The 26,495-nt window shown below is 46.4% G+C and carries 27 protein-coding genes and 2 pseudogenes; 12 read left to right on the top strand and 17 right to left on the bottom strand.

Annotated elements, in window-relative coordinates; all coding sequences use genetic code 11:
• Window positions 1-25 precede the first annotated feature (25 nt).
• The 7 genes from RAC86_RS03275 to RAC86_RS03305 form a co-directional block, all read right to left on the bottom strand.
• The gene (locus RAC86_RS03275) at window positions 26-427 is read right to left on the bottom strand and encodes a spore germination protein GerPE (RefSeq protein ID WP_326147450.1); all 402 of its coding nucleotides are present in this window, start codon (window positions 425-427) and stop codon (window positions 26-28) included.
• Window positions 427-603 (bottom strand): spore germination protein GerPD, encoded by a 177-nt coding sequence (gene gerPD, locus RAC86_RS03280; RefSeq protein WP_003233093.1) that lies wholly within the window; start codon window positions 601-603, stop codon window positions 427-429. The genes RAC86_RS03275 and gerPD overlap by 1 nt, the downstream gene beginning before the upstream one ends.
• Complete coding sequence (gene gerPC, locus RAC86_RS03285) at window positions 600-1,217, bottom strand: spore germination protein GerPC (RefSeq protein WP_377885379.1); 618 nt, start codon at window positions 1,215-1,217, stop codon at window positions 600-602. The genes gerPD and gerPC overlap by 4 nt, the downstream gene beginning before the upstream one ends.
• A 22-nt stretch (window positions 1,218-1,239) precedes the next feature.
• On the bottom strand, window positions 1,240-1,473 hold the full coding sequence (gene gerPB / locus RAC86_RS03290) for a spore germination protein GerPB (RefSeq protein ID WP_003233090.1): 234 nt from the start codon (window positions 1,471-1,473) through the stop codon (window positions 1,240-1,242).
• Between the two features lie 14 nt (window positions 1,474-1,487).
• Window positions 1,488-1,709 (bottom strand): spore germination protein, encoded by a 222-nt coding sequence (locus tag RAC86_RS03295; RefSeq protein ID WP_003233088.1) that lies wholly within the window; start codon window positions 1,707-1,709, stop codon window positions 1,488-1,490.
• Between the two features lie 423 nt (window positions 1,710-2,132).
• Complete coding sequence (gene yisI, locus RAC86_RS03300; protein WP_003233086.1) at window positions 2,133-2,303, bottom strand: aspartyl-phosphate phosphatase YisI; 171 nt, start codon at window positions 2,301-2,303, stop codon at window positions 2,133-2,135.
• A 145-nt stretch (window positions 2,304-2,448) separates the two neighbouring features.
• Window positions 2,449-3,372, bottom strand: coding sequence for a CotH kinase family protein (locus tag RAC86_RS03305; protein WP_038427585.1), 924 nt, complete (start codon window positions 3,370-3,372; stop codon window positions 2,449-2,451).
• A gap of 154 nt (window positions 3,373-3,526) precedes the next feature.
• On the opposite strand from RAC86_RS03305, the gene RAC86_RS03310 reads away from it, so the two are divergent.
• The 3 genes from RAC86_RS03310 (at window position 3,527) to wprA (ending at window position 7,756) form a co-directional block, all read left to right on the top strand.
• Window positions 3,527-4,432 (top strand): fumarylacetoacetate hydrolase family protein, encoded by a 906-nt coding sequence (locus tag RAC86_RS03310; protein ID WP_003233084.1) that lies wholly within the window; start codon window positions 3,527-3,529, stop codon window positions 4,430-4,432.
• 115 nt (window positions 4,433-4,547) lie between these two features.
• Window positions 4,548-4,904, top strand: a complete 357-nt coding sequence (locus RAC86_RS03315; protein ID WP_003244937.1) for a YisL family protein — start codon at window positions 4,548-4,550, stop codon at window positions 4,902-4,904.
• Window positions 4,905-5,071: 167 nt separating this feature from the next.
• Complete coding sequence (wprA, locus tag RAC86_RS03320; RefSeq protein ID WP_101172501.1) at window positions 5,072-7,756, top strand: cell wall-associated protease WprA; 2,685 nt, start codon at window positions 5,072-5,074, stop codon at window positions 7,754-7,756.
• A gap of 30 nt (window positions 7,757-7,786) precedes the next feature.
• On the opposite strand, the gene RAC86_RS03325 is transcribed toward wprA, so the two are convergent.
• Window positions 7,787-8,368: a DUF2777 domain-containing protein gene (locus RAC86_RS03325; protein ID WP_082201000.1), complete on the bottom strand. Its 582-nt coding sequence runs from the start codon at window positions 8,366-8,368 to the stop codon at window positions 7,787-7,789.
• A gap of 145 nt (window positions 8,369-8,513) precedes the next feature.
• Here RAC86_RS03325 and asnB point away from each other — a divergent pair, with 145 nt between their 5' ends.
• Window positions 8,514-10,358 (top strand): asparagine synthase (glutamine-hydrolyzing), encoded by a 1,845-nt coding sequence (asnB, locus tag RAC86_RS03330; RefSeq protein ID WP_377885380.1) that lies wholly within the window; start codon window positions 8,514-8,516, stop codon window positions 10,356-10,358.
• Window positions 10,359-10,439: 81 nt separating this feature from the next.
• Window positions 10,440-11,269: pseudogene (locus RAC86_RS03335) on the top strand (phytoene/squalene synthase family protein).
• Between the two features lie 29 nt (window positions 11,270-11,298).
• Here RAC86_RS03335 and RAC86_RS03340 read toward each other — a convergent pair.
• A complete protein-coding gene (locus RAC86_RS03340) occupies window positions 11,299-12,666 on the bottom strand; it encodes an MATE family efflux transporter (RefSeq protein ID WP_003233074.1) in 1,368 nt (455 codons plus the stop codon).
• Between the two features lie 123 nt (window positions 12,667-12,789).
• Here RAC86_RS03340 and RAC86_RS03345 point away from each other — a divergent pair, with 123 nt between their 5' ends.
• The 3 genes from RAC86_RS03345 (at window position 12,790) to iolX (ending at window position 15,921) form a co-directional block, all read left to right on the top strand.
• Window positions 12,790-13,653, top strand: coding sequence for an AraC family transcriptional regulator (locus RAC86_RS03345; protein WP_038428766.1), 864 nt, complete (start codon window positions 12,790-12,792; stop codon window positions 13,651-13,653).
• Window positions 13,654-13,670: 17 nt separating this feature from the next.
• The gene (degA, locus tag RAC86_RS03350) at window positions 13,671-14,684 is read left to right on the top strand and encodes a transcriptional regulator DegA (RefSeq protein ID WP_247471485.1); all 1,014 of its coding nucleotides are present in this window, start codon (window positions 13,671-13,673) and stop codon (window positions 14,682-14,684) included.
• A gap of 208 nt (window positions 14,685-14,892) precedes the next feature.
• On the top strand, window positions 14,893-15,921 hold the full coding sequence (iolX, locus tag RAC86_RS03355; RefSeq protein WP_015715649.1) for a scyllo-inositol 2-dehydrogenase: 1,029 nt from the start codon (window positions 14,893-14,895) through the stop codon (window positions 15,919-15,921).
• A gap of 50 nt (window positions 15,922-15,971) precedes the next feature.
• On the opposite strand, the gene RAC86_RS03360 is transcribed toward iolX, so the two are convergent.
• Window positions 15,972-16,481, bottom strand: a complete 510-nt coding sequence (locus RAC86_RS03360; RefSeq protein WP_029726286.1) for a DinB family protein — start codon at window positions 16,479-16,481, stop codon at window positions 15,972-15,974.
• 49 nt (window positions 16,482-16,530) lie between these two features.
• A pseudogene (locus tag RAC86_RS03365) lies at window positions 16,531-17,192 on the bottom strand (LysE family transporter).
• Window positions 17,193-17,258: 66 nt separating this feature from the next.
• Here RAC86_RS03365 and RAC86_RS03370 point away from each other — a divergent pair.
• On the top strand, window positions 17,259-18,713 hold the full coding sequence (locus tag RAC86_RS03370) for an aminotransferase-like domain-containing protein (protein ID WP_082359949.1): 1,455 nt from the start codon (window positions 17,259-17,261) through the stop codon (window positions 18,711-18,713).
• 7 nt (window positions 18,714-18,720) lie between these two features.
• Here RAC86_RS03370 and RAC86_RS03375 read toward each other — a convergent pair whose 3' ends face one another.
• Window positions 18,721-19,359: a pentapeptide repeat-containing protein gene (locus RAC86_RS03375; protein ID WP_124059700.1), complete on the bottom strand. Its 639-nt coding sequence runs from the start codon at window positions 19,357-19,359 to the stop codon at window positions 18,721-18,723.
• Window positions 19,360-19,558: 199 nt separating this feature from the next.
• Here RAC86_RS03375 and RAC86_RS03380 point away from each other — a divergent pair, with 199 nt between their 5' ends.
• Window positions 19,559-20,365: an alpha/beta fold hydrolase gene (locus RAC86_RS03380; protein ID WP_377885382.1), complete on the top strand. Its 807-nt coding sequence runs from the start codon at window positions 19,559-19,561 to the stop codon at window positions 20,363-20,365.
• Between the two features lie 27 nt (window positions 20,366-20,392).
• Here the strand turns inward: RAC86_RS03380 and cysC are convergent, their stop codons facing one another.
• From cysC to RAC86_RS03395, 3 genes are all read right to left on the bottom strand, one after another.
• Window positions 20,393-20,992, bottom strand: coding sequence for an adenylyl-sulfate kinase (gene cysC, locus RAC86_RS03385; RefSeq protein ID WP_042977805.1), 600 nt, complete (start codon window positions 20,990-20,992; stop codon window positions 20,393-20,395).
• Window positions 20,989-22,158: a sulfate adenylyltransferase gene (sat, locus tag RAC86_RS03390; RefSeq protein WP_041345028.1), complete on the bottom strand. Its 1,170-nt coding sequence runs from the start codon at window positions 22,156-22,158 to the stop codon at window positions 20,989-20,991. The genes cysC and sat overlap by 4 nt, the downstream gene beginning before the upstream one ends.
• A gap of 112 nt (window positions 22,159-22,270) precedes the next feature.
• On the bottom strand, window positions 22,271-22,981 hold the full coding sequence (locus tag RAC86_RS03395; RefSeq protein ID WP_015715655.1) for a phosphoadenylyl-sulfate reductase: 711 nt from the start codon (window positions 22,979-22,981) through the stop codon (window positions 22,271-22,273).
• A gap of 184 nt (window positions 22,982-23,165) precedes the next feature.
• Between RAC86_RS03395 and RAC86_RS03400 the strand changes: the two genes are divergently transcribed.
• Both RAC86_RS03400 and RAC86_RS03405 read left to right on the top strand, forming a co-directional pair.
• Window positions 23,166-23,852 carry a 2-phosphosulfolactate phosphatase gene (locus tag RAC86_RS03400; RefSeq protein WP_021479582.1) on the top strand — a complete coding sequence of 229 codons (687 nt, stop codon included), beginning with the start codon at window positions 23,166-23,168 and terminating at the stop codon, window positions 23,850-23,852.
• On the top strand, window positions 23,849-24,607 hold the full coding sequence (locus RAC86_RS03405) for a phosphosulfolactate synthase (protein ID WP_003233048.1): 759 nt from the start codon (window positions 23,849-23,851) through the stop codon (window positions 24,605-24,607). The genes RAC86_RS03400 and RAC86_RS03405 overlap by 4 nt, the downstream gene beginning before the upstream one ends.
• Before the next feature lie 44 nt (window positions 24,608-24,651).
• Here RAC86_RS03405 and RAC86_RS03410 read toward each other — a convergent pair whose 3' ends face one another.
• Together RAC86_RS03410 and RAC86_RS03415 are read right to left on the bottom strand one after the other, a co-directional pair.
• Window positions 24,652-25,281, bottom strand: coding sequence for a YitT family protein (locus RAC86_RS03410; RefSeq protein WP_009966972.1), 630 nt, complete (start codon window positions 25,279-25,281; stop codon window positions 24,652-24,654).
• A gap of 95 nt (window positions 25,282-25,376) precedes the next feature.
• On the bottom strand, window positions 25,377-26,492 hold the full coding sequence (locus tag RAC86_RS03415) for a mandelate racemase/muconate lactonizing enzyme family protein (RefSeq protein ID WP_377885383.1): 1,116 nt from the start codon (window positions 26,490-26,492) through the stop codon (window positions 25,377-25,379).
• Between the last annotated feature and the right edge of the window lie 3 nt (window positions 26,493-26,495).

The following is a 26,495-nucleotide window of genomic DNA, read 5'->3' on the forward strand; positions in this document are numbered from 1 at the left end:
CACCCTTTATCGAAGTCTCTGTTTATTATATGTTCTTGGCGGGCGATTGTGAGCGCGGAGACTGAATCTGTCTGATATGTTTGAGTCTCGCATCACCGCGAATAAGCGAAGCTGATCCGGCATGTAAAACAGAAGAGGCTGAGACCCCTTGAATTTTGATGCTGCGAACATAAATAGCCGGCACCTCGTGGCAAAACGCGCTTTGTACACCTGTTTCGGGGAGCGGCTTCACGACCTGCTGCTGAAAGATCTGATACTCCTTTTTGTTAAATGAGCCTTCATTATGGTAAAACGTGGACAGAGAACGCTGCACAGCAAATACTTTTACACTCATATCGATTTCATTTGTGTCGCCAACTTGAAACACACTTGCGATCCCGAGAGAATTAAACTTAACTAGTCTGATGCGCGATATGCGTTTAAGCATTATTCTGGCGCAAGCGGAGCAAACGGCCCAATAATAAGAGATTCAGGCGGTGTATCAAAAATAGAAGACAGGTAGATGGATTCAGTGTCTCCGATGTGGAAAACGGAGGAACTGGACACACCGTTCATCCGAATGTCCCCGACTTCCAAGCTGCGGTTGATGACTGTAAAGATCATGCTTGCTCATCTCCTTTCATTTCTGATGGAATATGCTCCAGAAAGTGTTCTACAGCGCGGATGACATCACGCTTCACATGCTCAGCGATATGTTCTGCATATTGTGCAGGCGGTGTATTTTCTTCTTTTTTGATATGGGACATATAATAGTGAATCCTGCTGTCCATTTGTTTTCTGATGTCTTCAATAACATGATGTCTGTTTGTATCGTCAAGTCTGCTGTCATATTGATTTTCAAGCTGTTCCAAAATATCTGGGATTTCCTCGGTTAAGTACATGTCGACATTCTGGCGGATCTGCTGCATGAGCTGAGCGCTCTCTTCCTGCTGCATCATCCCGATTTGCGGTGTCGACTGGCTGACGTCAAAGTTTTGGATGCTGTTCGGGTCAGTCGGATTTAAACCGATGTTCAAAGTCCCGTCGAGCCTTTCGATTTTCAACTGATCAAATTTATACTCCACACGCTCAATGGTAGTGGCCGGCCGCTGTTTCATCGTATTCATTTCAGTTTGAATCTCTTTCAGCTGACGTTCGAGCTGCTGAATGTGAATCGCCTGCTGCTGAACGAAGGAATTCAAGTTTTGCAGGTAAGAGGAAACAGATTGATCATACATGTTCTTCACCTCTTTCATATGATTAACGGCCAGGAGGCTGGAGCGGGACCAATGAACCTGTGTCGGGCTCCTGCAGCTGGAGCGGTTGCCCTGAGCCAGAAACTTCTGGTGCCGGTTCTACATAGCTTCCTGTATTATACAAATTTGACAGTGACTTGATTGATCCGGCGCTCCCGATTTGCAGAATGGAGGAGTTGCTGATTGATTCCAGCCGGAGATAGTTGATTTGAATGGTTTGATTAATATAGAAGTTCATGAGCCTCACTCCTTTTACGCATTGGCCACGATCGGCTGATCAACCGCATCATTGTCATACACATTCGTCGCGTTTTGATAATTCATCACCTTGAGGCTGTCGCCGGTATTAAAGCTGCCAGCACCGGCAAACGTTCTGACCTGAGCCTGAGGAGAAATCGTAATGCAGTCCCCGATGTGAACGACTCCGCTCGTACCAATCGCATTAATTTTAAACGCTCCGACAATGGCCGGCATACGAGCACATCCTTTGTTGAAAAATTAAAAAAAGACAGGTAAAGTGAAATGACAATTCTGATTTCAATTGGGCTATTCACGATAGCTTATGACAAACGCACATATGTGTGAGAGAAATTTAAAGGGGACATATCGGCTCTTGATGAAAGCGTTTTATTTTTTTCGGGCCGTTATGTTTAAACATGGCAAAAGAGGATGTTGGGTATAAATTGAGCGGAAATGCGGCGAAGGATGCCGCTATCCGCCTAGGGTGATTTTTGTTTATTTCTTTGGTGTTTTTGCGTGTAGAATGCTTTTTGGAGTATGTCGTGCTGCGGTATTCGATTTTTGGGCGGGCACATTCTCGCCCTGAGGTATATCCCAGAAGTGCTGAGCAAAAAGCGGAGTTACATGTGGTGTATTCTAATTGTTATAGAAAATGATTTACATACGGGAGTTTTCAAGATATCTCCCAAAAATCATTTCTTCTTTAATCCGGGTATTCAGCAGGATATCCAGCTCTTGGCTGCATTGAATCGTTTCTTTTGAATTCATGCCATATTTTTGTGCGGTTTCAATTAGTGTGATCCTCATTTCTTCAATTTTACTGTTCATTACGCTATCTCCAATTCTAGATTTTATTTTGATATAAATACAGGATATCGTTAGTATAACCTATTTTGGCTCAAAAGGTTGCCTTTCGTCAATTTGACTAAAAAAGCGACAATTTTTGCTGCGGCCTTTTTTAATGGAGAAAGGACTAAAGTCTTGCTAAGTGTGCTTGCAAAAAGTCCTGCCGTTCCTCAATTTCTCTAAGTATGTTTGTCTGCTCCTTTTCGATCTGAAAGGGGCTTTTTTTGATAAAAGGATCATCAGCAGCACTTTGACAAATGTCAAGGTGCCATTCGTTGATGAGAGGAGATAATCGTTCAATAGTAAACGACCGCTTCAGCATGTTTTTCATTAATGTGTGATATTGCGACCGGAAGGCGGGAATGGATAGAAGCCTTGACGAAAGCGTCTTTCCTTTTGTCAGAAGCGGGTCTTCGTCATACCATTCTTGTACGGCAAGCGATCTTGTCTCCATCGGGGAAACGTAAAGCCGGCCGGATTCGTTTAAACAAAATGTGTAGTAAAAGCCTTGATTGGTGCAGGCGTTTCCGATCAGCCACAAAAAAAACAGCTTGACATCCAGATACAATTTAATCCTTTCAGCCAATTCGTCATCTCCGGCTGTGCGGATCAGTATGAAAAATTCATGTAAGAATGCCGAGGAATCATTGTTAAAAAGGGACAACGGAACCCTTGGATCGGCCGTCTTCACTCCGTAACTCGTTTTACTGGCTGGCTGATGGTTCTTGATGTTCAAATAAATGCCTTCAGGCTGGCCATTGATGGTCAGAAAGCTGTACGAGGCAACGGGAGCAGGTACGCCGATCTGGTCAAAAAAACAATAGGCGAGTCTGCGCCGCATCAGGGACGGATCATCCTGTTCTGCATTCAAAAAAAGTGTCCTTTCACCAAGCAGAGACTTTTCCCAGCTGATTTCATAGGATGCCTTTTCCGCTCTGTCACGCTGTGTGAGAAGAATGGGAGAAACAGATCGATCTGTTACGAAAAGCCCCTTGGCTGTACCTTTCCTTTTCAGCTGCTCCCGATGAAAAAATAAATGCACGCGCTCCATATTCTTTCCTCCTTCTCAAAACGACATTTGTATGATATGTAGAGCAAGCCCGTCCTGAAACGAAATGAAAACGGAATTGAGAAAAAGGGATTTCAGCATTCGACAGAGAATACATGAAGGAGCATTCTGATTTAAAAGATGATGGAGGAATAACATGAAATTTGCGACAGGGGAACTTTACAACCGAATGTTTGTCGGCCTGATCATTGATGATGAGAAAATTATGGATTTGCAAAAGGCTGAAAAAAAACTGTTTGAACTTGAGACGATTCCGGGATCGCTGATTGAATGTATCGCAGAAGGGGATAAATTCGTTGCGCATGCAAGGCAGCTGGCCGAGTGGGCAAAGAAACCGAATGATGAGCTGGGATCATTTATGTATTCATTATCTGAGGTGAAGCTCCATGCACCCATTCCGAAGCCATCAAAAAATATCATCTGCATCGGCAAAAACTACCGGGATCACGCGATTGAAATGGGAAGCGAGGCTGATATTCCGGAGCATCCGATGGTATTTACAAAATCGCCGGTAACGGTTACGGGGCATGGTGATATCGTAAAGAGCCATGAAGAGGTTACCTCTCAGCTTGATTATGAAGGAGAACTTGCTGTCGTGATCGGAAAAAGCGGGACCCGCATTTCAAAAGAAGATGCATATGACCATGTTTTCGGATATACGATTGTGAATGATATCACGGCGCGTGATCTGCAAAAAAGGCATAAGCAGTTTTTTATCGGAAAAAGCTTGGATACGACATGTCCGATGGGGCCCGTGCTTGTACATAAATCAACGATTCAGGAGCCAGAGCGCCTCAAGGTTGAAACAAGAGTCAACGGCGAGCTGCGCCAATCCGGTTCGGCAAGCGATATGATCTTTTCCATTCCGGAATTAATTGAAACCCTCTCAAAGGGGATGACGCTTGAAGCGGGCGACATCATTGCCACCGGTACGCCGTCTGGTGTCGGCAAGGGGTTTACGCCTCCAAAATTCTTGCGGTCAGGTGACAAAATTGATATTACAATTGATCCGATCGGAACGCTGTCAAACCAAATTGGCTGAATAAAACTGGAGGGCGGACCCGGACCCGCCCGTTTTTTCTGATAATCATCTTTGTGGCAGAGGACAAGTTCATGGTACTATAAGTGGGGTAATTTATCTGATAGGGGGAACATATATGACACACCTACATATTACGACATGGGTGGTAGCGCTGATTCTGCTTTTCGTCAGCTACTCGCTGTATTCGTCAGGAAGTGCAAAGGGCGCAAAAATCACTCATATGATTCTGCGGTTATTCTATATCCTTATTATTTTGACAGGAGCTGAGCTGTTTGTCCGTTTCGCCAACTGGAACGGAGAATACGCTGGCAAAATGATTCTGGGCATTATCACCATCGGCCTGATGGAAATGCTCCTCATCCGCAAGAAAAAAGAAAAATCAACAGGAGGCCTGTGGGTCGGCTTCGTCATTGTCCTTTTGCTGACAGTGCTGCTCGGTCTGCATTTGCCAATTGGTTTTCAATTGTTTTAATAGAAAAACCTATGAACCCGGCTCTTTGATAGAGTTGGGTTTTTTTATATTTATCCCCTCATATTCCAAATCATTTAAAATAACCTTAAAATTCCCTGTAAGCGGTATCTCGTCCTATGAAATTATGATACCTTCAAGGAGATTCATTATTTTGCAGGAGGGATAACATGAAACGCAGAAAATTCAGCTCGGTTGTGGCGGCAGTGCTTATTTTTGCACTGATTTTCAGCCTTTTTTCTCCGGGAACCAAAGCTGCTGCGGCCGGCGCGATCGATCAGGCGGCTGCTCTGGAAAACGGCAAAGAGCAGACAGGCGCCATGAAGGAGCCGGAACAGGTGAAATGGTACAAAGTGACCCCGGGAGCAACGGATATTCAGAAAAACTCACATATGGCACTGACCGTAAAGAGTGATTCAGTACTGAATGTATCTGTATATCCAAGTAAGGAAAAAGCGCTTAAAGATGAGACGTTTGAGATGTACCGTTCTTTCACAGCGGAGGATGGAAAAAGCGAAGTCATTTTTCCATACGCGTGGAGCGGCCCTTACTATGTAAAAGTTGAATACCTCGGAGAAGAAGAGCCAGAGGACGGCGGAACGGCAGAAGCAGCTGCAGAAGCCAAGTATACGATCGGGTATAAAGGTACCAAAAAACAGCCGTCAGATTTAGAAGAGGAAGAAGCTTGTCCGGTTGAAATGAGTGTCGATCAGAAGAAATCAGGAAAAGGCATCCTGGATAAGTTGAGATCGATTCGTGATGAGCAGCTGAGCCAAACAGCAGAAGGCAAAGAACTGACAAGCCTTTATTACAAAGCAGCACCGTTTATCGTTGCAAAACTCGCACTAAATAAAACAGCAAGAAATGAAATCTATCAGGATCTTGTGACATTAAAGCCGTTATTTGACGATGTGTCAGAAAACGGAGCATCATCTTCGTATAAGGTCACTGAAAAGGATCAAAAAGCGATCAACCGGCTATATGATAAAGCTTTACAATCAGTCCCGTCATTCCTTAAAGAGGAGATAAAGAAACAAGCGGACCGACTAAATATGAAGCAGCTGCAAGGCAAAACAGCCGGAACCATTTTAACAGAAAACAATATTGCAGCAAAAAGTGAAGTTCAGACAACAAAGGTTATTTTCAAGGTGAAGGACAATAAAAGCCTCTCATCCGTACATAATGAAATGAAGGGCTTTTCTGCAAGCGCGCAATCGAAAAAAGACATATCCAATGTGAAAAAGGCAAAGAAACTGTTTGACAATCTGTATTCATTTGAACTTCCGAAAGATGAGAAACAGAACGGCGCATATACGGCAAGCGCCAAAAGGGTCAAAAGCGCTGCTGCGACACTATCCAAGATGTCCAATGTAGAGTTTGCGGAACCCGTGCAGGAATACAAAAGCCTGGCAAACGACATTCAGTACCCTTATCAATGGCCGCTTAAAAACAACGGTGAAAACGGGGGTGTCAAAAATGCGGATGTGAAATATGAGCCTGCCAACACATTGCTGTCCAAACGCAAGCTTAACGATACACTCATTGCAGTAGTAGACACAGGCGTAGACAGCACGCTTGCTGATTTAAAAGGAAAAGTAAGAACAGATCTCGGACACAATTTTGTCGGACGGAATAACAATGCAATGGATGATCAGGGGCATGGGACGCATGTCGCAGGCATTATTGCGGCCCAAAGCGATAACGGCTATTCAATGACTGGATTGAATGCCAAAGCAAAAATCATCCCGGTAAAAGTGCTTGATTCCGCAGGTTCCGGAGATACTGAACAAATTGCTCTCGGCATCAAATATGCTGCTGACAAAGGAGCAAAGGTGATTAATTTAAGTTTAGGCGGAGGCTACAGCCGCGTGCTTGAATTTGCTTTGAAGTACGCAGCTGACAAAAATGTCTTGATTGCCGCAGCCAGCGGGAATGATGGAGAAAATGCCTTATCTTATCCAGCATCTTCTAAATATGTGATGTCAGTCGGCGCAACGAACCGCATGGATATGACCGCTGATTTCTCTAACTATGGAAAAGGTCTGGACATCTCTGCTCCAGGGTCTGATATCCCGAGCTTAGTACCGAACGGAAATGTCACGTACATGAGCGGAACGTCTATGGCGACGCCGTATGCTGCCGCTGCTGCAGGATTGCTGTTTGCTCAAAATCCTAAGCTGAAAAGAACAGAAGTTGAGGATATGTTGAAAAAGACGGCAGATGACATTTCCTTTGAAAGTGTCGATGGCGGAGAAGAAGAGTTGTATGACGATTATGGCGATCCGATTGAAATTCCGAAGACACCTGGTGTAGACTGGCATTCAGGCTACGGGCGGCTGAATGTCATGAAGGCTGTCAGCGCAGCTGATTTACAGCTTAAGGTCAACAAGCTGGAAAGCACTCAAACAGCTGTCAGAGGAAACGCGAAGGAAGGCACACTTATCGAGGTGATGAACGGCAAAAAGAAACTCGGCAGCGCCAAAGCCGGAAAAGACAATGCGTTCAAGGTCAATATCGCGACTCAAAAACAGGATCAAGTACTGTATGTGAAAGCAACAAAAGGCGATGCGAAAACATCGTATAAAGTTGTCGTCGTCAAAGGAAAACCTTCCGGCACACCGAAAGTAAACGCGGTGAAAACGAAGGATACGGCAGTAAAAGGGAAGGCAAACAGCAAAGCGATGATCAGAGTGAAAAACAAATCAAAGAAAGTCATTGCTTCTGCCAAAGCTGACGCAAAAGGAACGTTTTCGGTGAAAATCAAAAAACAAAAAGCCGGAACGGTGCTGTACGTCACGGCTGCGGATACAGATAAAAAAGAAAGCAAGGAAGCAAAAGTGGTTGTTGAAAAGTAACCAAAAAGCGGTGCTCGATGCACCGCTTTTTTATTTGCGCCCCCGTTGGACTGCTGAATACATAATGGATCGCTTTCCGTTTGAAGCCGTCCATTCAAAACGGTCTCCTGTCCCTTCGCTGCTGTAGTGATGCTGCATCGCGCATTGTGCGGTGTCATTTGAAAAGTGATAAAAGGACACACCCTGCCCCGCCGAAGTATCCGAAAAGACTCCTTTATTATAAGAAAAGACGCAATCGAATACCGATAAGCCGAAGCTGTGCAAGTGCTGCAGAAATGCGAGAAAGGTTTCGTCGTCAAGCGAATCCAAAAGCGCCATGAGAGGCCGCTTGACTGATTTCTCATAGCGGATGCGTTCTCCGCCGGAAAGGGAGATGTTTTCTGCACCGCATGCCAAAACCAACTTGTCCTGAAAGCCGGCTTGCTCCCACTTTCCTTTATGATGGACCCAGATTGGGCTGTGTTGGAGACTGTCCGCCAGCAGTATATCGCCTTCACCGTTTTCGATTAAGCAGATGCCGTCTTCAATGAGGATGGTGCCGTATTCCCACTTTCGTTCCTCTGTATATAACAATTGTTTCCGTTTCATCCATGCTGTCTCCTTTTTCTTCATTCCTCTCTTTTCTTTCCAATTCAAGCCTGTCCCATACAACTCTTTTATGGACAAATCAACTATCTGCCTATAGATGCATAAACTTACTAAGGTGCTGAAAGAAACGAAATTGTTACGAAAGAAACGGGATTGGAGCTGATGTCACATGTGTGGAATTACGGGTTGGGTCGATTTTAAAAAGCAGCTCGTCCAGGAAAAACAAACGATGGACAGAATGACAGACACTCTTTCCAAACGAGGGCCTGATGATTCAAACGTTTGGGGGGAGCACCATGTTTTATTCGGACATAAAAGACTTGCGGTTGTTGATATTGAAGGCGGACGCCAGCCGATGGCGTGTACCTATAAAGGGGATACGTACACCATTATTTACAATGGCGAGCTTTATAACACGGAAGATTTGCGCAAAGAATTGCGGGCGCGGGGCCATCAATTCGAGCGTACGTCAGATACCGAGGTGCTTCTGCACAGCTACATCGAATGGCAGGAAGACTGTGTCGACCATCTCAATGGCATATTCGCTTTCGCTGTGTGGGATGAAAAGCGAAATTTGTTGTTTGCCGCGAGAGACCGTCTCGGCGTAAAGCCGTTTTTTTACACGAAGGAAGGCTCTTCATTTCTCTTCGGTTCGGAAATCAAAGCAATCCTCGCGCACCCTGATATAAAAGCGAGAGTGGACAGAACGGGACTTTCTGAAATTTTCGGTCTTGGACCGTCCAGAACCCCGGGCACTGGCATATTTAAAGGCATAAAAGAAATCCGCCCGGCTCACGCGCTGACATTTTCCAAAGACGGACTTAATATTTGGCGTTATTGGAATGTTGAAAGCGAAAAACATACGGACAGTTTTGATGACACGGTTGCCAATGTCAGATCGTTATTTCAGGACGCGGTGACGCGGCAGCTTGTGTCGGATGTGCCGGTTTGCACATTCCTATCAGGCGGTCTGGACTCAAGCGCAATTACAGCGATTGCGGCGGGCCATTTTGAAAAGGAAGGAAAAGCACCGCTTCATACTTATTCGATTGATTACGAAGAGAACGATAAATTTTTTCAAGCAAGCGCTTTTCAGCCGAATGATGACGGACCATGGATTGAAAAAATGACAGAGGCTTTCGGCACAACGCACCACAAATGCGTCATCAGCCAAAAAGATCTCGTTGATCATTTGGAGGAAGCTGTACTGGTCAAAGACTTGCCGGGAATGGCGGATGTCGACTCATCCCTGCTGTGGTTTTGCCGGGAAATCAAAAAGGACTTTGTCGTCAGCCTATCGGGAGAGTGCGCGGATGAGATTTTCGGCGGGTACCCGTGGTTCCATACGGCAGATGTTGAGTCTGGCTTTCCATGGATGAGATCAACGGAGGAGCGGATCAAGCTGCTTTCTGACTCATGGCAGAAAAAATTGAATCTGAAAGAATACGTAAATGGCAAATATGAAGAAACCTTGGCAGAAACGCCATTATTAGATGGTGAAACGGGTGTGGATAAAGCAAGAAGACAGCTGTTCTATTTAAATATGCTTTGGTTTATGACGAACCTTTTGGATCGGAAGGATCGCATGAGCATGGGGGCGAGCCTGGAAGTGCGGGTGCCGTTCGCCGATCACCGGCTTGTGGAATATGTTTGGAATATTCCGTGGGAAATGAAAATGCATGATAATCGGGAAAAAGGCATTTTACGCAAAGCGCTTGAAGGTATTTTGCCTGATGACATTCTGTATCGCAAAAAAAGCCCGTATCCGAAAACACATCATCCGGAATATACAAAAGGCGTCAGCGAATGGCTGAAAACGATCAGAAGCCAAAAGGACTCCGTGCTCCATACCTTACTGGACAGAAAACAATTAGATCAGCTTTTAGAAACGGAAGGCTCCTCCTTCAAGGTGCCGTGGTTCGGGCAGCTCATGAAGGGGCCCCAGCTGATCGCCCATCTTGCTCAAATTCATACATGGTTTGAAGCGTATCGCATTGATATTGATGAAGGATAAAGAAAAAGCCGATTCTGCTCAAAGGAATCGGCTTTTTCTTCATATACAATTGCGAGAAAACATAATAGACTTGAAGAAGCAGTGATACATAGGAGTGAAAAGAAATGAAAGAGATAAAAGAAGCCTATCAGCAATGCGGCCAGATCGTCAGCGCCCGCGAACCAGCCTGTTACAAAGCATTTTCGTTTCTTCCGCTGAAGCAAAGGCAGGCAGCTTGGGCGGTTATGGCGTTTTGCCATACGGCAGCCAATGCGGATGAGAAGGCGTTATCTGCCATTAAAGCTGAGGCGGAAGATGTTTTTTCCGGTACGTATAACGGGAATCATTTTTTGTGGAAGGCTTTCGGCCATGCCTACCAGACATTTACACTGGACAGCGAGCCATTCCGTGAGTTCATTGCCGCACAGAAAGCGGAAGATCAACCGTTTGGAAACCTTGATGAATTGCTCATGCACGCATACCAGACAGGCGGGGCAGCCGGATTGATGCTTCTCCCGATTATGGCGCGCCGGCATCAGAAACAGCTGACACATGCAGCCGGTTCTCTCGGTTTAGCGATTCAGCTGATTCGGATTCTGAGAGATATCGGCACTGGCCAACAGCAAAAAAGCCGTATCCCTCGGGAAGTGATGCAGCAATTTGGATATACAGAGGACGACCTTCAAAAAGGCACCGTAAATAAAGCGTTCACAATGACGTGGGAGTATATCGCTTTTGAAGCAGAAGCCTACCTTGAAGAGTGTCAGGATGCCTTGCCGCTATTTCCGCAGTATTCTCAAAAAACGGTGAAAGCCGCTCTTCATTTGCACCGGGCTGTTATAGAAAAAATCCGGGCGAAGCAGCACGATGTATTTCAACATCACTTCGCTCTCACAGAGACCGAAGTGAAGCAGATTCTGTCTGATATCTAAAAAACACCCGGCCTTGATTGAGCCGGGTGTTACGCCATACCTTTTTGAATCCAGATACGTGAGCGCCATCTTCTGTACATTAAGATTCCCCGGACCCATTCATCCGCGATAAAAGAAATCCAAATGCCGGCAAGACCGAAACCGAGGTGGATGCCGAAAAGATAAGCAAGCGGGAGGCCAATGCCCCACATTGAAATCATTGCCATGTAAACCGGGAATTTCGCATCCCCCGCAGCCCGCAGAGAGTTAATGATAATGACATTAAACGAGCGGCCTGGTTCAAGAATAATGGTCATGGCAATCAATAGGCTTGCAGTTGCTATAATGTCAGGGCTTTGTGTGAAGAGTCCGATCAGGTCTTTTGAAAAGATCGTCATCAAAACAGAGGTAGCCGCAGCAATTCCGAGTGCCCAATATAAGCTCTTCATGCAGCGCTCATAAGCGGCATCAAATTGTTTGCCGCCGATATAACGGCCGATTAAGATTTGTGTACCCTGGCTGATCGCAGTGCCGAACAGCAAAATAAACATCGTAATATTTTGCGTATACACTTTTGTTGTCAACGCCTGCGCGCCCATGATGGCGATAAAATACGTGACAATCATTTGCGAAAGGTTGTATGAAAGCTGCTCTCCCGCAGAAGGAATGCCGATTTTCAGCAGCTTGCGCAAATGCTCTTTATGCATATGAAAGACTTTTTTCAGCGACATCTTCAGCTGGATGCGTTTGTTGACAATCACAATCATCGCGATTAATCCGATGACGCGGGCGATAGATGTGGACATGGCCACACCGGCAACGCCGAGAACAGGAAAGCCGAACAAACCGAAAATCACAACAAAGTTTCCGGCAATGTTTAAAATGTTCATGCCGATAGTGACAAACATTGTATCTTTTGTGTAGCCGTAGCTTTTTAAGATCGCGCTGAATGTCATGATTAAAGCCTGAATAAAGGACAGACCTCCGACAACTTGTAAAAAGACTTTCGCATCAGGCATCAGTGCGTCTGATAATCCCATCATATGAAGCAGAGGGACAGCCGCGAAAAAGACGACGGCGCTGATGGCCAGGCTGATGAAGAAGTTGGCGCCGATTGACACATAAGCGACTTCCATGGCTTCTTTCTTTTGCCGTGAGCCTAGAAATTGTGAAATGATAACGGTCGTTCCTGTTGCGATAAAGCTGAACATCACGATAATTAAATTTAAAATCTGGTTGCTGACGCCGACTGCTGCCACGCTGTTATCCGAGTATTGGCTGAGCATCAGTGTATCGGCATTACCCATAAACATATATAATGAGACCTCAATAAAGATCGGCCAAGTAAGCGAAAATAATGAGAACGTTTTGTCAGCGGGTTTTTTCAAAGCAGTTGATTTGAAGACAGCTTGTTTCATAGTGTCTAACCCCTTTCGTAAATAAAATCAACGTTTTAAAGTGTACCTCCATTTCCTTATAATAAAAAGGGATAGAAACGATACTTCTTGTAAAAATCCGACTTAAAAAGGAGGATGATTCAAATGCCTCGCATCCTGTTTACAGTCCCGCCTTTTCCGGTATTTATTGCAGCTGGGGAAGGGGTTTTTAAAAAAGGAGAAACCCATGTGAAACGTGTATTCTCCGTGTTTGATCTGATATATGTCAAACAGGGAACGTTATATATAACGGAAAATGAAACATCGTTTTCTGTTGAAGGCGGCGAGTACATCTTGCTTTCTCCCGGTCTTGAACACTACGGGACGAAGGGCAGTGATGAAGCAACCTCCTACTATTGGCTTCACTTCGATGAACATCGATATGAATTTACGGCAAAGGGAGGCAGCAACTGGTCTGAGCTTCAGCAGGAAAAAGGGAGCTTCGAAGAGCCGGCCCGCTACGGATTGGCCTTGCCGAGAAAAGGCAAGGTGCAGCGCCCGCAGTTTATGGCGCAGCAGTTTGAAAAGCTGATCGATTACTCCGCGGAAAACTCTGATTTGCCGCTCAGAAAGCAAATCTTATTTGAGGAGCTGATGCTGCATCTTCAAAAAGAAGCGTTCCAAATACCGTCTGCGAAAGAGCGAGTAGCCTGGGAGGCGGCCCGGTACTTACAGGAGCACTATAAGGAAAAGACGACAATCAAGGATCTGTCGCTCGCCCTTCACTATCATCAGGATTATGTGAGCCGCTGCATGCAGCAGGTGCTCGGCGTAACTCCGGCACAATACACGAACCGGGTGAGAATGACGGAAGCGAAGCGTCTTTTATCCTCTACAAATGATAAAATGGGCGTTATTGCGGAAATGGTCGGAATGGAAGATCCGACATACTTTTCAAAACTCTTTAAGCAGATAGAAGGCATTTCACCAATTGAATACCGGAAAATTGTCAGCCGGAAAGTTCAATAACCAGACGAGGGATGAACATGAAAACAACAATTTACGATGTGGCAAAGGCGGCGGGTGTCTCGATCACAACTGTGTCCCGTGTGATAAACAATACGGGGAGAATCAGCGATAAAACACGGCAGAAGGTCATGAATGTCATGAATGAAATGGCATACACGCCCAATGTCCACGCCGCGGCGTTAACGGGAAAACGAACGAATATGATTGCTCTCGTGGCGCCTGATATTTCAAATCCGTTTTACGGAGAACTGGCCAAAAGCATTGAGGAAAGAGCGGATGAGCTCGGTTTTCAAATGTTGATTTGCAGCACCGATTACGATCCGAAAAAAGAAACAAAGTATTTTTCTGTGCTGAAACAGAAAAAGGTGGATGGCATTATTTTTGCAACAGGGATTGAAAGCCATGACAGTATGTCTGCTTTGGAGGAAATCGCCAGTGAACACATTCCGATTGCCATGATTTCTCAGGATAAGCCGCTTCTTCCGATGGATATTGTTGTGATAGATGACGTTCGTGGCGGATATGAGGCTGCCAAGCATCTTCTGTCACTCGGCCACACGAACATCGCCTGCATTATCGGAGACGGGTCAACGACAGGCGAAAAAAATAGAATCAAAGGCTTCCGTCAGGCGATGGAGGAAGCGGGCGTGCCCATTGATGAATCACTTATCATCCAGACGCGGTTTTCCTTGGAAAGCGGCAAGGAAGAAGCGGGAAAATTGCTCGACAGAAACGCTCCGACTGCTATTTTTGCCTTCAACGACGTATTGGCTTGTGCCGCCATACAAGCTGCGAGAATAAGAAGCATAAAAGTGCCGGATGATCTTTCTATCATTGGTTTTGATAATACGATACTCGCAGAAATGGCGGCTCCGCCCCTGACAACCGTAGCCCAGCCGATAAAAGAGATGGGGCGGAGCGTCATCGAACTGCTGGCAGAAGCAATAGAGGGAAAACGAAAGGCGAAACAAAAAATAGTGCTCCCGCCTGAGCTTGTAGTCAGACATTCTACATCACCGCTCAACACATGAGCCCGCTAATGAGCGGGTTTTTTCATTAGGACAGTTGAAGCCAAAAAAACATATTGCGTGTAAACCAAAGGCAGTGTAAAATGAAACCATCTTTTGAGAAAGCGCTTGCGCAAAATGGCAGAGCGGATAGAACCGCTGTTTTTTTAGCTGTTAAGAGAAAGCGCTTTCCCAAAGCGAGCCCGAAATGAGATAAAGGAGAGGATGGGACGTGGAACATCAAGTAAGGTGCGCAGTATTGGGATTAGGAAGGCTCGGTTATTATCATGCGAAAAATCTCGTCACCAGTGTGCCGGGGGCAAAGCTGGTTTGTGTCGGTGATCCGTTAAAAGGGAGAGCGGAGCAGGTTGCCAGAGAACTCGGTATCGAAAAATGGTCAGAGGACCCGTATGAAGTGTTAGAAGATACCGGCATTGACGCTGTCATTATCGTAACGCCGACAAGCACACATGGTGATATGATCATCAAAGCTGCCGAGAACGGCAAACAGATCTTTGTTGAAAAACCGCTGACATTAAGCCTTGAGGAATCTAGAGCAGTTTCTGAAAAAGTGCAGGAGACAGGTGTCATCTGCCAAGTCGGCTTTATGAGACGGTTCGATCCAGCATACGCAGATGCCAAACGGCGGATCGACGCTGGAGAAATCGGCAAACCTATCTATTATAAAGGCTTTACGCGCGACCAAGGCGCGCCTCCTGCAGAATTTATCAAACACAGCGGTGGAATTTTTATCGACTGTTCCATCCATGACTATGATATTGCCCGTTATTTGCTAGGGGCGGAAATCACTTCTGTTTCAGGACACGGCAGGATTCTGAACAATCCGTTTATGGAGCAGTACGGTGATGTGGATCAGGCGCTGACGTATATTGAATTTGACTCCGGCGCAGCGGGGGACGTCGAGGCAAGCAGAACCTCTCCATATGGACATGACATTCGGGCGGAGGTGATCGGGACAGAGGGCAGTATTTTCATAGGAACATTGAGACATCAACATGTGACCATCCTATCGGCTAAAGGGAGCAGTTTTGATATCATTCCAGACTTTCAAACTCGTTTTCATGAAGCCTACTGCTTGGAGCTTCAGCATTTTGCCGAGTGTGTCCGGGATCGAAAAACACCGATTGTGACAGATATCGATGCGACGATCAATTTAGAAGTGGGCATCGCGGCGACCAATTCCTATAAGAGCGGCAGGCCCGTACAGCTTGATGTGAAGCGCGCTTATACAGGTATGTAAAAGCTAATGTGTTGCATTTGAGGCTTTCCGCAAAAAAAAGCAAGGACATTTTAGCCCTTGCTTTCTCTTTTCTCATATAAATAGTACATATAATCAGTAGGTACGCCTGAATGGCCCAGCTGTCTCAGCATGGCGGTTACGTTTCCTCTGTGGTAAGTGCCGTGATTGACGACATGCAGGATGGTGTCTGCATAGGTTGATTCCAGTGTACCTAGTTTCGGATGCTGCATTGTGAAGGTCTGTTCTAAGTCCGTCTGGCGGCTGAAGAAATCATGATACTGTGACTCCAGCTCGGCAGCGTGCTGTTTAATCGCTGCCATATTACCTTGCGCGGACTGTAATTTGCCTGCGCTGTCTATAATCTCTTGGTAGGCCACTCCCGAAAGAACATTCAGCCAAATGTAGTCAGCCCTGCACATATGAAGCAGCACGTCGCTGACAGAAGGAAATACGCTCTTTACTTCTTGATAGGCAGTTTCCTCCGGCAGGTTTTCGATATGGGTAAATATTTTCTTGTTTGCCCAAGAATGATAGTCATAAAACTGTTTTGCATCAGTCATCAGCATGCCCCCTTTTCTAAGAAATTCGTTTTTTTCATCTGTTTCTCCTTCAATTGCAAAAGAGTGACACCCCAAAATATCCTGCCGCTGCCCACATTACCGCTGCAGAGCATTTGTTTACGATCAGCATAAGGCTGCCGCTCGTATCTATCGTCTGAAACAACCGGCCCGCTATTGCAAGGCTGATAAACCAAATCCAAGACACAGCGATGCAGGCGGCCATAAAGAGCCATTTCTCAAGCCCCGAATATTGAAGAGAGCTCGTGCCGATGACGCCGATCGTGTCCAGAATGGCATGCGGGTTTAAAAGAGAAACAGCGGCCGCTAACGCAGCTTGCTTTTTTGGTGTGAACGTATGTTTCTCATTTTGGCTTGTGTTCGGACGGCTGTTCCAAGTCACCCAGCCCATATAGAGCAAAAATAAAAATCCGCCGGCCATCATGACTGTCTCAAACACAGGCAGCTCCTGCACAATGACAGATACGCCCGCAACGGCTAATACGATTAACAGGGTATCGCAGACTGAAGCGCTGATGACAGCTGGGAGAGCCCGCCAAATATGCTTTTGCCACGCGCCTTGCTGAAAAATAAACACATTCTGCACTCCCAGCGGCAAAATTAAGCCAAACGCGAGCACAATTCCGTGAATGATTGCATTCATGCTGAAAAAGCTCCCTTCACATTTTTTTCAATCATAAGAGAGATTGTCACTAAAGTCTCCAGCCATTTGGTTGGGTTAGGAACCAGCCAAATGTATAATGTGTAAAAAAGGGGGGCATGACCTTGTCGCAATGGCAGCCAAGCCGAAAGTCGGATGTTCCGCTGCATCGGCAGATCGAACAATATATGAAAGACAAGATTCTTCACGGAGAGTGGGCTGTAGGGACGAAAATCCCCTCACAGAGAACGCTGGCCGGCATGTTTCAAGTCAACCGCAGCACAGTCACAGCAGCCATAGATGAACTCACGTCTCAAGGCTTGTTAGAGGGAAGAAGAGGCGGCGGTACGAAGGTTGTAAACAGTACTTGGAGCGTGCTGGCGGCTGAGCCTCCGCTTGATTGGAGCGATTACGTCCGTTCGGGCATTCATCGCGCCAATTCTTCCATCATCCAAGCTATTAATCAGAACGAACCAAGAGCGGATATCATCAGATTAGGAACTGGAGAACTTTCACCGGATCTTGTGCCTGCTGACACAATTGGACGGATGTTTCAGCAAATCAATCCGGGCTTCCTGTCTTTAGGATATGAGCAGCCGAAAGGAAACCGTCAGCTGCGGGAGGCAGTGGCCGACCATTTAAAAGGAAAGAAGATCCATGTGTCACCGTCTGCAATTTTAATTGTGTCCGGTGCACTTCAGGCACTTCAGCTCATCTCAATTGGACTTTTAAAACGAGATTCTGTCATTTTGACGGAGAAGCCGTCCTACCTTCAATCCTTGCATGTATTTCAATCAGCTGGGATGCGGCTTCGCGGCTTGCCGATGGATGATGAAGGGGTCAAAGCGGGGCTTGTTTCTTCTAATCGAAAACAATATGGAGGACAGCTGCTTTACACGATTCCGTCGTTTCATAATCCGACAGGCACAGTCATGTCAGAGCAGCGAAGGAAAGAGATCATCAGCCTGTCAAAAAAAGAGCAGCTGCCCATCATTGAGGATGATGCGTACGGTGATTTATGGTTTGAAGAAAAACCTCCGCAGCCGTTGAAAGCAATGGATCATGAGGGCAATATTCTGTATCTGGGCACGTTTTCAAAAACGGTTAGCCCCGGTCTGCGAATCGGCTGGCTTGCCGGTCCGGAGCCGGTTATTGAAAGGTTGGCGGACATTAAAATGCAGACAGACTACGGATCAAGCGGCCTGTCCCAGTGGGCGGCTGCCGAGTGGCTGTCACAGGGGTATTATGAAGAGCATCTGACTTGGGTACGCAGGAAGCTTAAAGAAAGGAGAGACGCCGCCGTTCATTTTCTCGAGCGGTATGCCGGGGACATTGCCACGTGGCGGATTCCCGCAGGCGGCTTTTATATTTGGGTGACATTTCACAAAAACCTGCCTGTCAGCCGTTTCTTTTATGGATTGCTGAAACGGCAGGTGCTTGTGAATCCCGGCTGCATTTATGACGGTGAAGACCGAAACAGCATCAGGCTGTCATATTCCTATGCATCTCTTGGAGATTTGGAAACTGGCATTAAAGCGGCAGCTGAAACAGCCCGCCGCCTGATGATGTCCTAGGATTTGGTTATACGATGACAGCTCCCAGTGCCCTGGCGAAGGCAATCGCATGCTCAGGTGCGATTTTGCAGCCTTTCAATTTGTCGAGGGAGACATGAAGCTGTTCAAAACGGCACGTGCTGATGTCCATGTTTTGAAGGGACGTGCCGGTAAAGCTGGCGCCTTCTAATTCGCATCCGTCAAAGTGTGTCTGCTGGAGCACCGTATTGCTGCATTCACTTTGCATAAGAGCACAGTGATCAAATCGAACTTGTTTCATATTTGAGTACGAAAATGAGCTGAAATGTCCGTGGCATTCCTCGAATGAAACATTTCGCAGCGTTGCTTCCGCCACATTCATTCCAACCATTTTTGACTGCTTAACAGAAGTTCTGTGAATGACAGCCCCGCTGAAATCGGCGTTTGATAAATCGCATTTTTCAAAGATCACATCGGTCAGTTCAATATGCCGAAAAGACACTTCGATAAAGACGACATTTCTGAATACCGTTTTTTCAACACATAGTCTTTCGATATCTTCGCCGCAGATGGTACAATCTTCAAACAAATGCATGCTGATTACATCATCCTGCGTCACGGCATCATGAAAATCTGCGGTTTGCAGGTTTTCCGGTATGTTCGGTTTTTGAATTGCGATTTTATTCATGTGATGACATCCTTTGCTGCCCGAAAAACAGAGGCTTCCGGGTTCAATTTAATAGATCGTTAAGGAAATTGATACATATAGTAAATCGTGAAGAGCCTTTTCTTGGTACAGCAGCCAGCTTGTTTTGTAAGCATAAATGGAAAGCTTCCTATACGTCAAGGCGTTTACAGGCCGGGAAAGCCAAAGGGAGGAATGCGGAATGGGGCATTACATCAAAACCGAGGAGCATGTGACACTGTTTGTAGAGGATATCGGACATGGAAGGCCGATCATCTTTTTGCACGGGTGGCCGTTGAATCATAAGATGTTTGAATATCAAATGAATGAGCTTCCGAAAAGGGGATTTCGTTTTATCGGCGTTGATTTACGGGGATATGGGCAATCTGACCGCCCTTGGGAAGGCTACGATTATGACACGATGGCCGATGATGTGAAAGCAGTCATTTATACGCTGCAGCTTGAGAATGCGATTCTTGCCGGTTTTTCAATGGGCGGCGCCATTGCAATCCGTTATATGGCAAGGCATGAAGGAGCCGATGTTGATAAGCTGATTTTACTGTCTGCGGCGGCCCCCGCGTTTACAAAACGCCCGGGTTATCCGTACGGGATGAGGAAGCAGGATATTGACGATATGATTGAATTGTTCAAAGCTGATCGGCCCAAAACACTGGCTGATTTAGGGAAACAGTTTTTTGAGAAAAAAGTGTCTCCAGAGCTTAGACAGTGGTTTCTCAATCTGATGCTGGAGGCCTCCTCCTACGGGACGATCCACTCGGGCATCGCATTAAGAGACGAAGATCTCAGAAAGGAACTTGCTGCAATCAAGGTGTCGACGCTGATCCTGCACGGGAGAAAGGATAGAATTGCGCCGTTTGATTTTGCGAAAGAATTGAAGCGCGGCATCAAACAGTCGGAATTGGTTCCGTTTGCAAACAGCGGGCACGGAGCATTTTATGAGGAAAAAGAGAAGATCAACAGTTTGATTGCGCAGTTCTCCAACTCATAAGAAAAAACCCGACATTGATCGGGTTTTTTATATAATTCCTCTGTTTTGCAGTGCGTTAATGATGAGATCAGCTCCATCGGAAATAGAGGTCTGGTCTGACTCAATGATGAAATCGGGTGAAAGCGGCGCTTCATACGGAGAATCGATCCCGGTGAAATGTTTGATCTTTCCGTTTCGCGCTTTTTTATAAAGCCCTTTTGGATCGCGCTGTTCACAAACATGCAGCGGGCACTTCACATAAATTTCGAAGAACTCACCTTTAGGAAAGAGCGCTCTAACCATGTCCCGATCCTCTCTGAATGGAGAAATAAAAGCCGTTAAAATCATTTGCCCGCTGTCGACAAACAGCTTCGCCACTTCTCCGATCCGGCGGATGTTTTCAATCCTGTCACCAGTCTGAAATCCAAGATCTTTGTTTAAGCCGTGGCGGATATTATCACCGTCAAGCACGTAGCTCTGAATGCCCTTGCGGTAAAGCTTTTCATCGACTGCATTGGCCAGCACCGATTTTCCAGAGCCGGACAAACCTGTAAACCAGAGGACGCAGCTTTTGTGTCCGTTTAAGGATTGTCTGTCAGACTTTGAGATGGCAGCGGGATGCCAAATGATGTTCGGATTGTGTGTCATTGCAATTCCCCGCTGTTTTGCTTGATGGCAACAGGCTGTTGGTGAAGTCCCTTGATCAGCACGGCTGCGACCTCAGGCCGGCTGAATTCTTTAGGCGGCTTTTTGCCTTGGCGGAGAAGCTCTCTCACTTTTGTGCCTGATAAGTGGATGTGGTCTCTCGGGCTGTGCGGACATGTTTTGGAGGTGCCCATGTTTCCGCATTTTCGGCAATAAAAGCTGTGCTCAAAAAACAGCGGCTTGATGCCCAGCTCTTCCTCTGTGAATGATTGAAAAATATTTTGGGCGTCGTATGTTCCATAGTAGCTGCCGACACCCGCGTGATCACGGCCTACAATAAAATGGGTGCAGCCGTAATTTTTTCGGACGAGCGCATGGAAAATCGCTTCCCGCGGACCTGCATAACGCATGGCGGCAGGGAAAACCGATAACATGACACGATCCTTTGGATAATAGTGATTAAGCAAAGCCTGGTAGCTCTCCATTCTGATATCGCTGGGGATATCGTCTGACTTTGTTTCTCCGACAAGCGGGTGAAGCAGCAGACCGTCGACCGTTTCTAACGCTGTTTTTTGAATGTATTCATGCGCTCTGTGAACAGGGTTCCTGGTTTGAAAGCCGACAATCGTCTTCCAGCCGAGTTTTTTAAAGGCGGCTCTTGTTTCAGCGGGCGTTGCATAAAACTGTTCGAAAGATTTGTCAGGCAGGCGGCTGACCGTGATAGGCCCTCCGATATAGTAATCCGGGCGCGCCAGCAATTTTTTTACGCCTGGGTGGGCAGGATCGTTTGTTTTAAAAACAGACAGTGCTTCTTGTGTTTTATCAGGCTGGTATATATCGGTGACTGTGATCATGCCGTAGGTAACACCGTCTTTCACAAGCTTGACGTGATCTCCGGCAGACAGCTGTCTTGCTGTTTTTTCTCCGACAGGCAGCGTAATCGGCAGGCTCCACGGCAAGCCGTTTGCCAGCCTCATCTCTTTCACAACGGAATGATAATCTTTTTCTCCCAAAAAACCTGTTAACGGGCTGTATCCGCCGATCGCGATAAGCTCCAGATCACTCAGTGCAAGCTGATCCAGCTCTGCTTGGCACGCGCACCCTTCAAAATGGCATGCGGGATCACAGCGGTTGATTAATACCCCTCCGTGGGGTTCGTTTCCATTCAACGTGTTCAACCTCCATTTATACGTTTCCTTGTTTTCTTTGCTGCAGTTAATGAAAGTTTGACATCAGCGCCTCAACATCATTTCGACTCTCATAGCCAGAACCTGCCGTCCGCTATTCTTGATGCAGGCCGCATTCTGTTTTCTCCCGTCCGGCCCATCTTCCAGCCCTCTCATCGTTCGGGTCCGGGGAAGGCAATGTACACATTTCACAGCCTATGCTCGGGTAATGTTGATCGTGCAGTTTGTTATAAGGCAAATTGTGCAGGCGGATGTACGTCCAAACGTCATCCCATGTCCAGTGGATGAGCGGGCAAATTTTGATGAGCTCAAACTTCTGGTCCAGGTTTACGTATTGAATATGCTTTCTCGTTGGTGACTGATCCCGGCGCAGTCCTGAAATCCAAGCTGTCATGCCGGACAGGTGCTTTTTGAGCGGTTCGATTTTCCGCAATTGGCAGCAGAGGTTCGGGTTATGCTTCCACAGCTCTCCGCCGTACTTCGTCCCCTGTTCTGTTAAGCTCAGCTCGGGTTCGAGCATCTGGATTGCAAATCCCGGATATCGTTCTTTGACGGTCTCGATCAGCTCATATGTTTCCTGAAAATGAAGCCCGGTATCCAAAAAGATGATGTGTGCATTTTTGTTGATTTTTGATATTAAGTCGAGAAGCACCATTCCTTCTGCGCCAAAGCTGCAGGCATACACAATCTTTTCTCCGTACGTTCGGTAAGCCCATTTCAACACATCGAGCTCATCGATCAATTGATCCGTTATCCGTTTGGACAGCATGTCGTTCCATGTGTCATATGTGATGGTTTCGTTCAATGTTTTCCCCCCGTTTGCATCTGCTTTTTTTATCTATTGATCGAGTTATAGGCAGACTATTCATTTTTTGCATAAAGGTTCAGGTTTTAGGTGCCGCGCCCGCCTAAAATGAGGTGCGGAACCATTAAGAGCCCGGCTGAATATGCTTTTTAGCAAAATGGTTTTATGCCCAAGGAGAGGTAGTATGCCGATTGCCATTTATCAGGGGCATCATCATTCGCTTGCCCCGGCGGACATTAACATCGTCATTGATGTCATCAGAGCCTTTACGGTCGCCCATTATGCGTTTATCGGCGGGGCGAAAGAGATTTTGTTGGTCCGGACAGCTGATGAAGCCTTTGCGCTGAAAGACACCTATCCGGATTATGTATTGACGGGAGAGGAAAAGGGGGTCGGTATCAGCGGATTTGATTTAGATAATTCTCCAAAACGCATGGCTGGGCAGGATATGGCGGATAAGCGCCTGATCCAGAAAACAACAAACGGCGTCACAGCAGCATTGGGGGCGCTGAACGCAAAGCATCTGTTCGTAACTGGATTTTCCAATGCCAAAACAACGGCAGAGCATGTGAAAAAGCTCGCCGCAAACGATTGTGTCATAAACATAGTGGCTTCCCATCCATCCGGTGATGACGATATGGCGTGTGCGGAGTATATCAAAGGCATCATTGAAGGGACAAATGCGGTAACGGCTGAGGAGGCGATTCAAAGAATAAAACGCTCTTCTGTTGCGGAGAAGTTTTTTGACAGCCGCCAGCCATTGTTTGATTCGGAAGACATCGTTTACTGTACAAAAGAACTGACGGGCGATTTTGTGATGAAAGTGAAACAAGATGGAGAAGTTCCAACGATAGAGAGGGTCATAATATGAATGATTTTTCACTAGAATTGCCAGTGAGAACAAATAAGCCGAGAGAAACCGGGCAGTCCATTTTAATTGATAACGGCTATCCCTTGCAATTTTTCAAAGATGCGATAGCCGGAGCGTCCGACTATATTGATTTTGTGAAATTCGGCTGGGGCACATCATTACTTACGAAAGATCTTGAAGAAAAAATCAGCACACTGAAAGAACATGACATTACATTTTTCTTTGGCGGCACACTGTTCGAAAAGTACGTAAGCCAGAAAAAAGTGAATGAATTTCATCGGTACTGCACCTATTTCGGCTGTGAATATATTGAGATTTCAAACGGTACGCTCCCGATGACAAATAAAGAGAAAGCGGCTTACATTGCCGATTTTTCTGATGAATTTCTTGTGCTCAGTGAGGTGGGCAGCAAGGATGCGGAATTAGCAAGCCGGCAAAGCTCTGAGGAATGGCTTGAATATATCGTTGAGGATATGGAAGCGGGCGCGGAAAAAGTGATTACAGAAGCCAGAGAAAGCGGAACGGGAGGGATCTGTTCCAGCAGCGGCGATGTCAGGTTTCAAATTGTTGACGACATCATTTCCTCGGATATTGATATCAACAGGCTGATTTTTGAAGCGCCTAACAAAACGCTTCAGCAAGGGTTTATTCAAAAAATCGGGCCGAATGTGAATCTGGCCAATATTCCATTTCATGATGCCATCGCGTTGGAGACGCTGCGTTTAGGGCTAAGATCCGATACCTTTTTTCTGTAAAACAGCGGCTGCGGGGCTCTCGTCGTGAAGAGAGCCTCTGCCTATTATTTTTTATGGCGGTACATAGGCGTGAGATAGGGAAGAGAGGTCAGGCGGATGTTGTAGATGAAGTCGATGACTCTTGTCGATATCACCTGGCATATGAGGGCTTGAATGACGATGCCCCAGTCAATAATAGACGCGGTGACCATAAAAATGATGCAATTCATGATGAGCAGGATCGTTCCAGGATTCCCGCCGCGGTAGATAGAAATCATCAGAGCAAGGGCTCCGAATCCTCCGTTCGAAATTTTATATTTGTATAAAAGTCCGATGCCGAGTCCCAATAACACTGCGCCGCTTGCCAGATCAAGCCACAGATTAGATGTGATATCCGGAAAAACTGCATCAAAGATCAATACCGAGACAGAGGTGACGGTGATAGAAGCGAGGGTGCCGGTGAATGTTCTCATCTCCAGCCATTTTAAAGCGGTAAAAAGCATTGATACATTCACAGCCCACACTGAAAAGCCGTGGGGGATTTGAAACAGATAATGCAATAGCACCGCAATACCTGCTGCACCGCCTGTCGGAATATCATGCGGAAATAAAAACAAGGACATGCCGAGTCCCTGTAGTACGCCGCCTACGACAATCATAAACGTAAGTTTTGCTTTCATCAGCAGTTCAGCCATTAAGTCATTTGCTCCTTTATGAAAAGACTTGTCCGCTGTTTTCATTTTATGAGGCTGTCCATTATTTATGTCTCAAAATAAAGAAATGGTCCAGCTTAATAGGCTGAGCCATCCCACTTGTAGCGATTGACGATCTCCATATTGATCTCTGTTCCAATGCCTTTTCCTTTCGGGATGTGGACCATTCCTTTTGAAGGCTGCAGGCTGACGAGATCTGTAAAAGGATTCTCCATGACGTCCCACTCGATCGGTTCAATGTGATCTTTCTTCATTTTAGACCATGGGGGCAGACAGGCTTGTGCAAATAAAGCATAGAGCCGTGAAAGCGATCCGTCATATGCATGGGCGGATGCTCTGACGCCGAAATAACGCGCGAGCTGGAGGCAGTCCCGAAACTCATCAATTCCGTTGACATGCATGACATCGGGCTGAATGATATCCAAACAGCGCTGTGAAAGGAGAGGCACATATTGCGCCGGGCCTTTCATGTTTTCTCCGCCGGCAACAGGAACAGACAAACGGCTTCGAAGCATAGCGTAATCCTGCGGCTGATCAAAGGGCAAAGGCTCCTCAAGCCAGCCAATGTTCGTCCATTCGGAGAAATAGCGCTCCCATTTAAAAGCCGCAGCGGTATCGTAGCTTTGGTTTGCGTCCAGTATCATCGTAATGGAGCTGCCTGCTGTATGCTGCAGCGCATTGATGTGCCGGACATCCTCTTTGAATGAAGTCCCGCCAATTTTGACTTTGATTTGCTCAAAACCATTTTTCAACTGGGCTTCAACATTGGAGACTGAGCGGCTGATCCATTGCGGGGAGTCTGAGTACGATTGAAAAGACGCGTACACAGGAATCTCCTCTCTGTATCGCCCGCCCCATAATTCGCAAACCGAACAATCCGCAGCTTTGGCTGCAATCTCTGTCAGCGCCATGCTTACAGCGGAGGCCGCCCGCTGGTGCCATTTTTGAATCGTGCGCACTAATGACAGGCGGCTGCCAGCCTGTTTTCCTAATAGAAACGGGATGATCCGCTTCGTAAAACCGACATGGAGAGCAGGGAGCCAATCAACGCATTCTCCCCAGCCGTCTATCCCGCTTTCGGTGATAATCCTGATGAGATAACAAGTCCGATATCGTTTAAACCCATTGGCATCTCCGTATGGCTTTTCTAATCGGTGAAATAGCGGAAAGGTTTCAATCCGTACAATTTTCACACT

Source organism: Bacillus sp. LR_5, assembly GCF_042709275.1.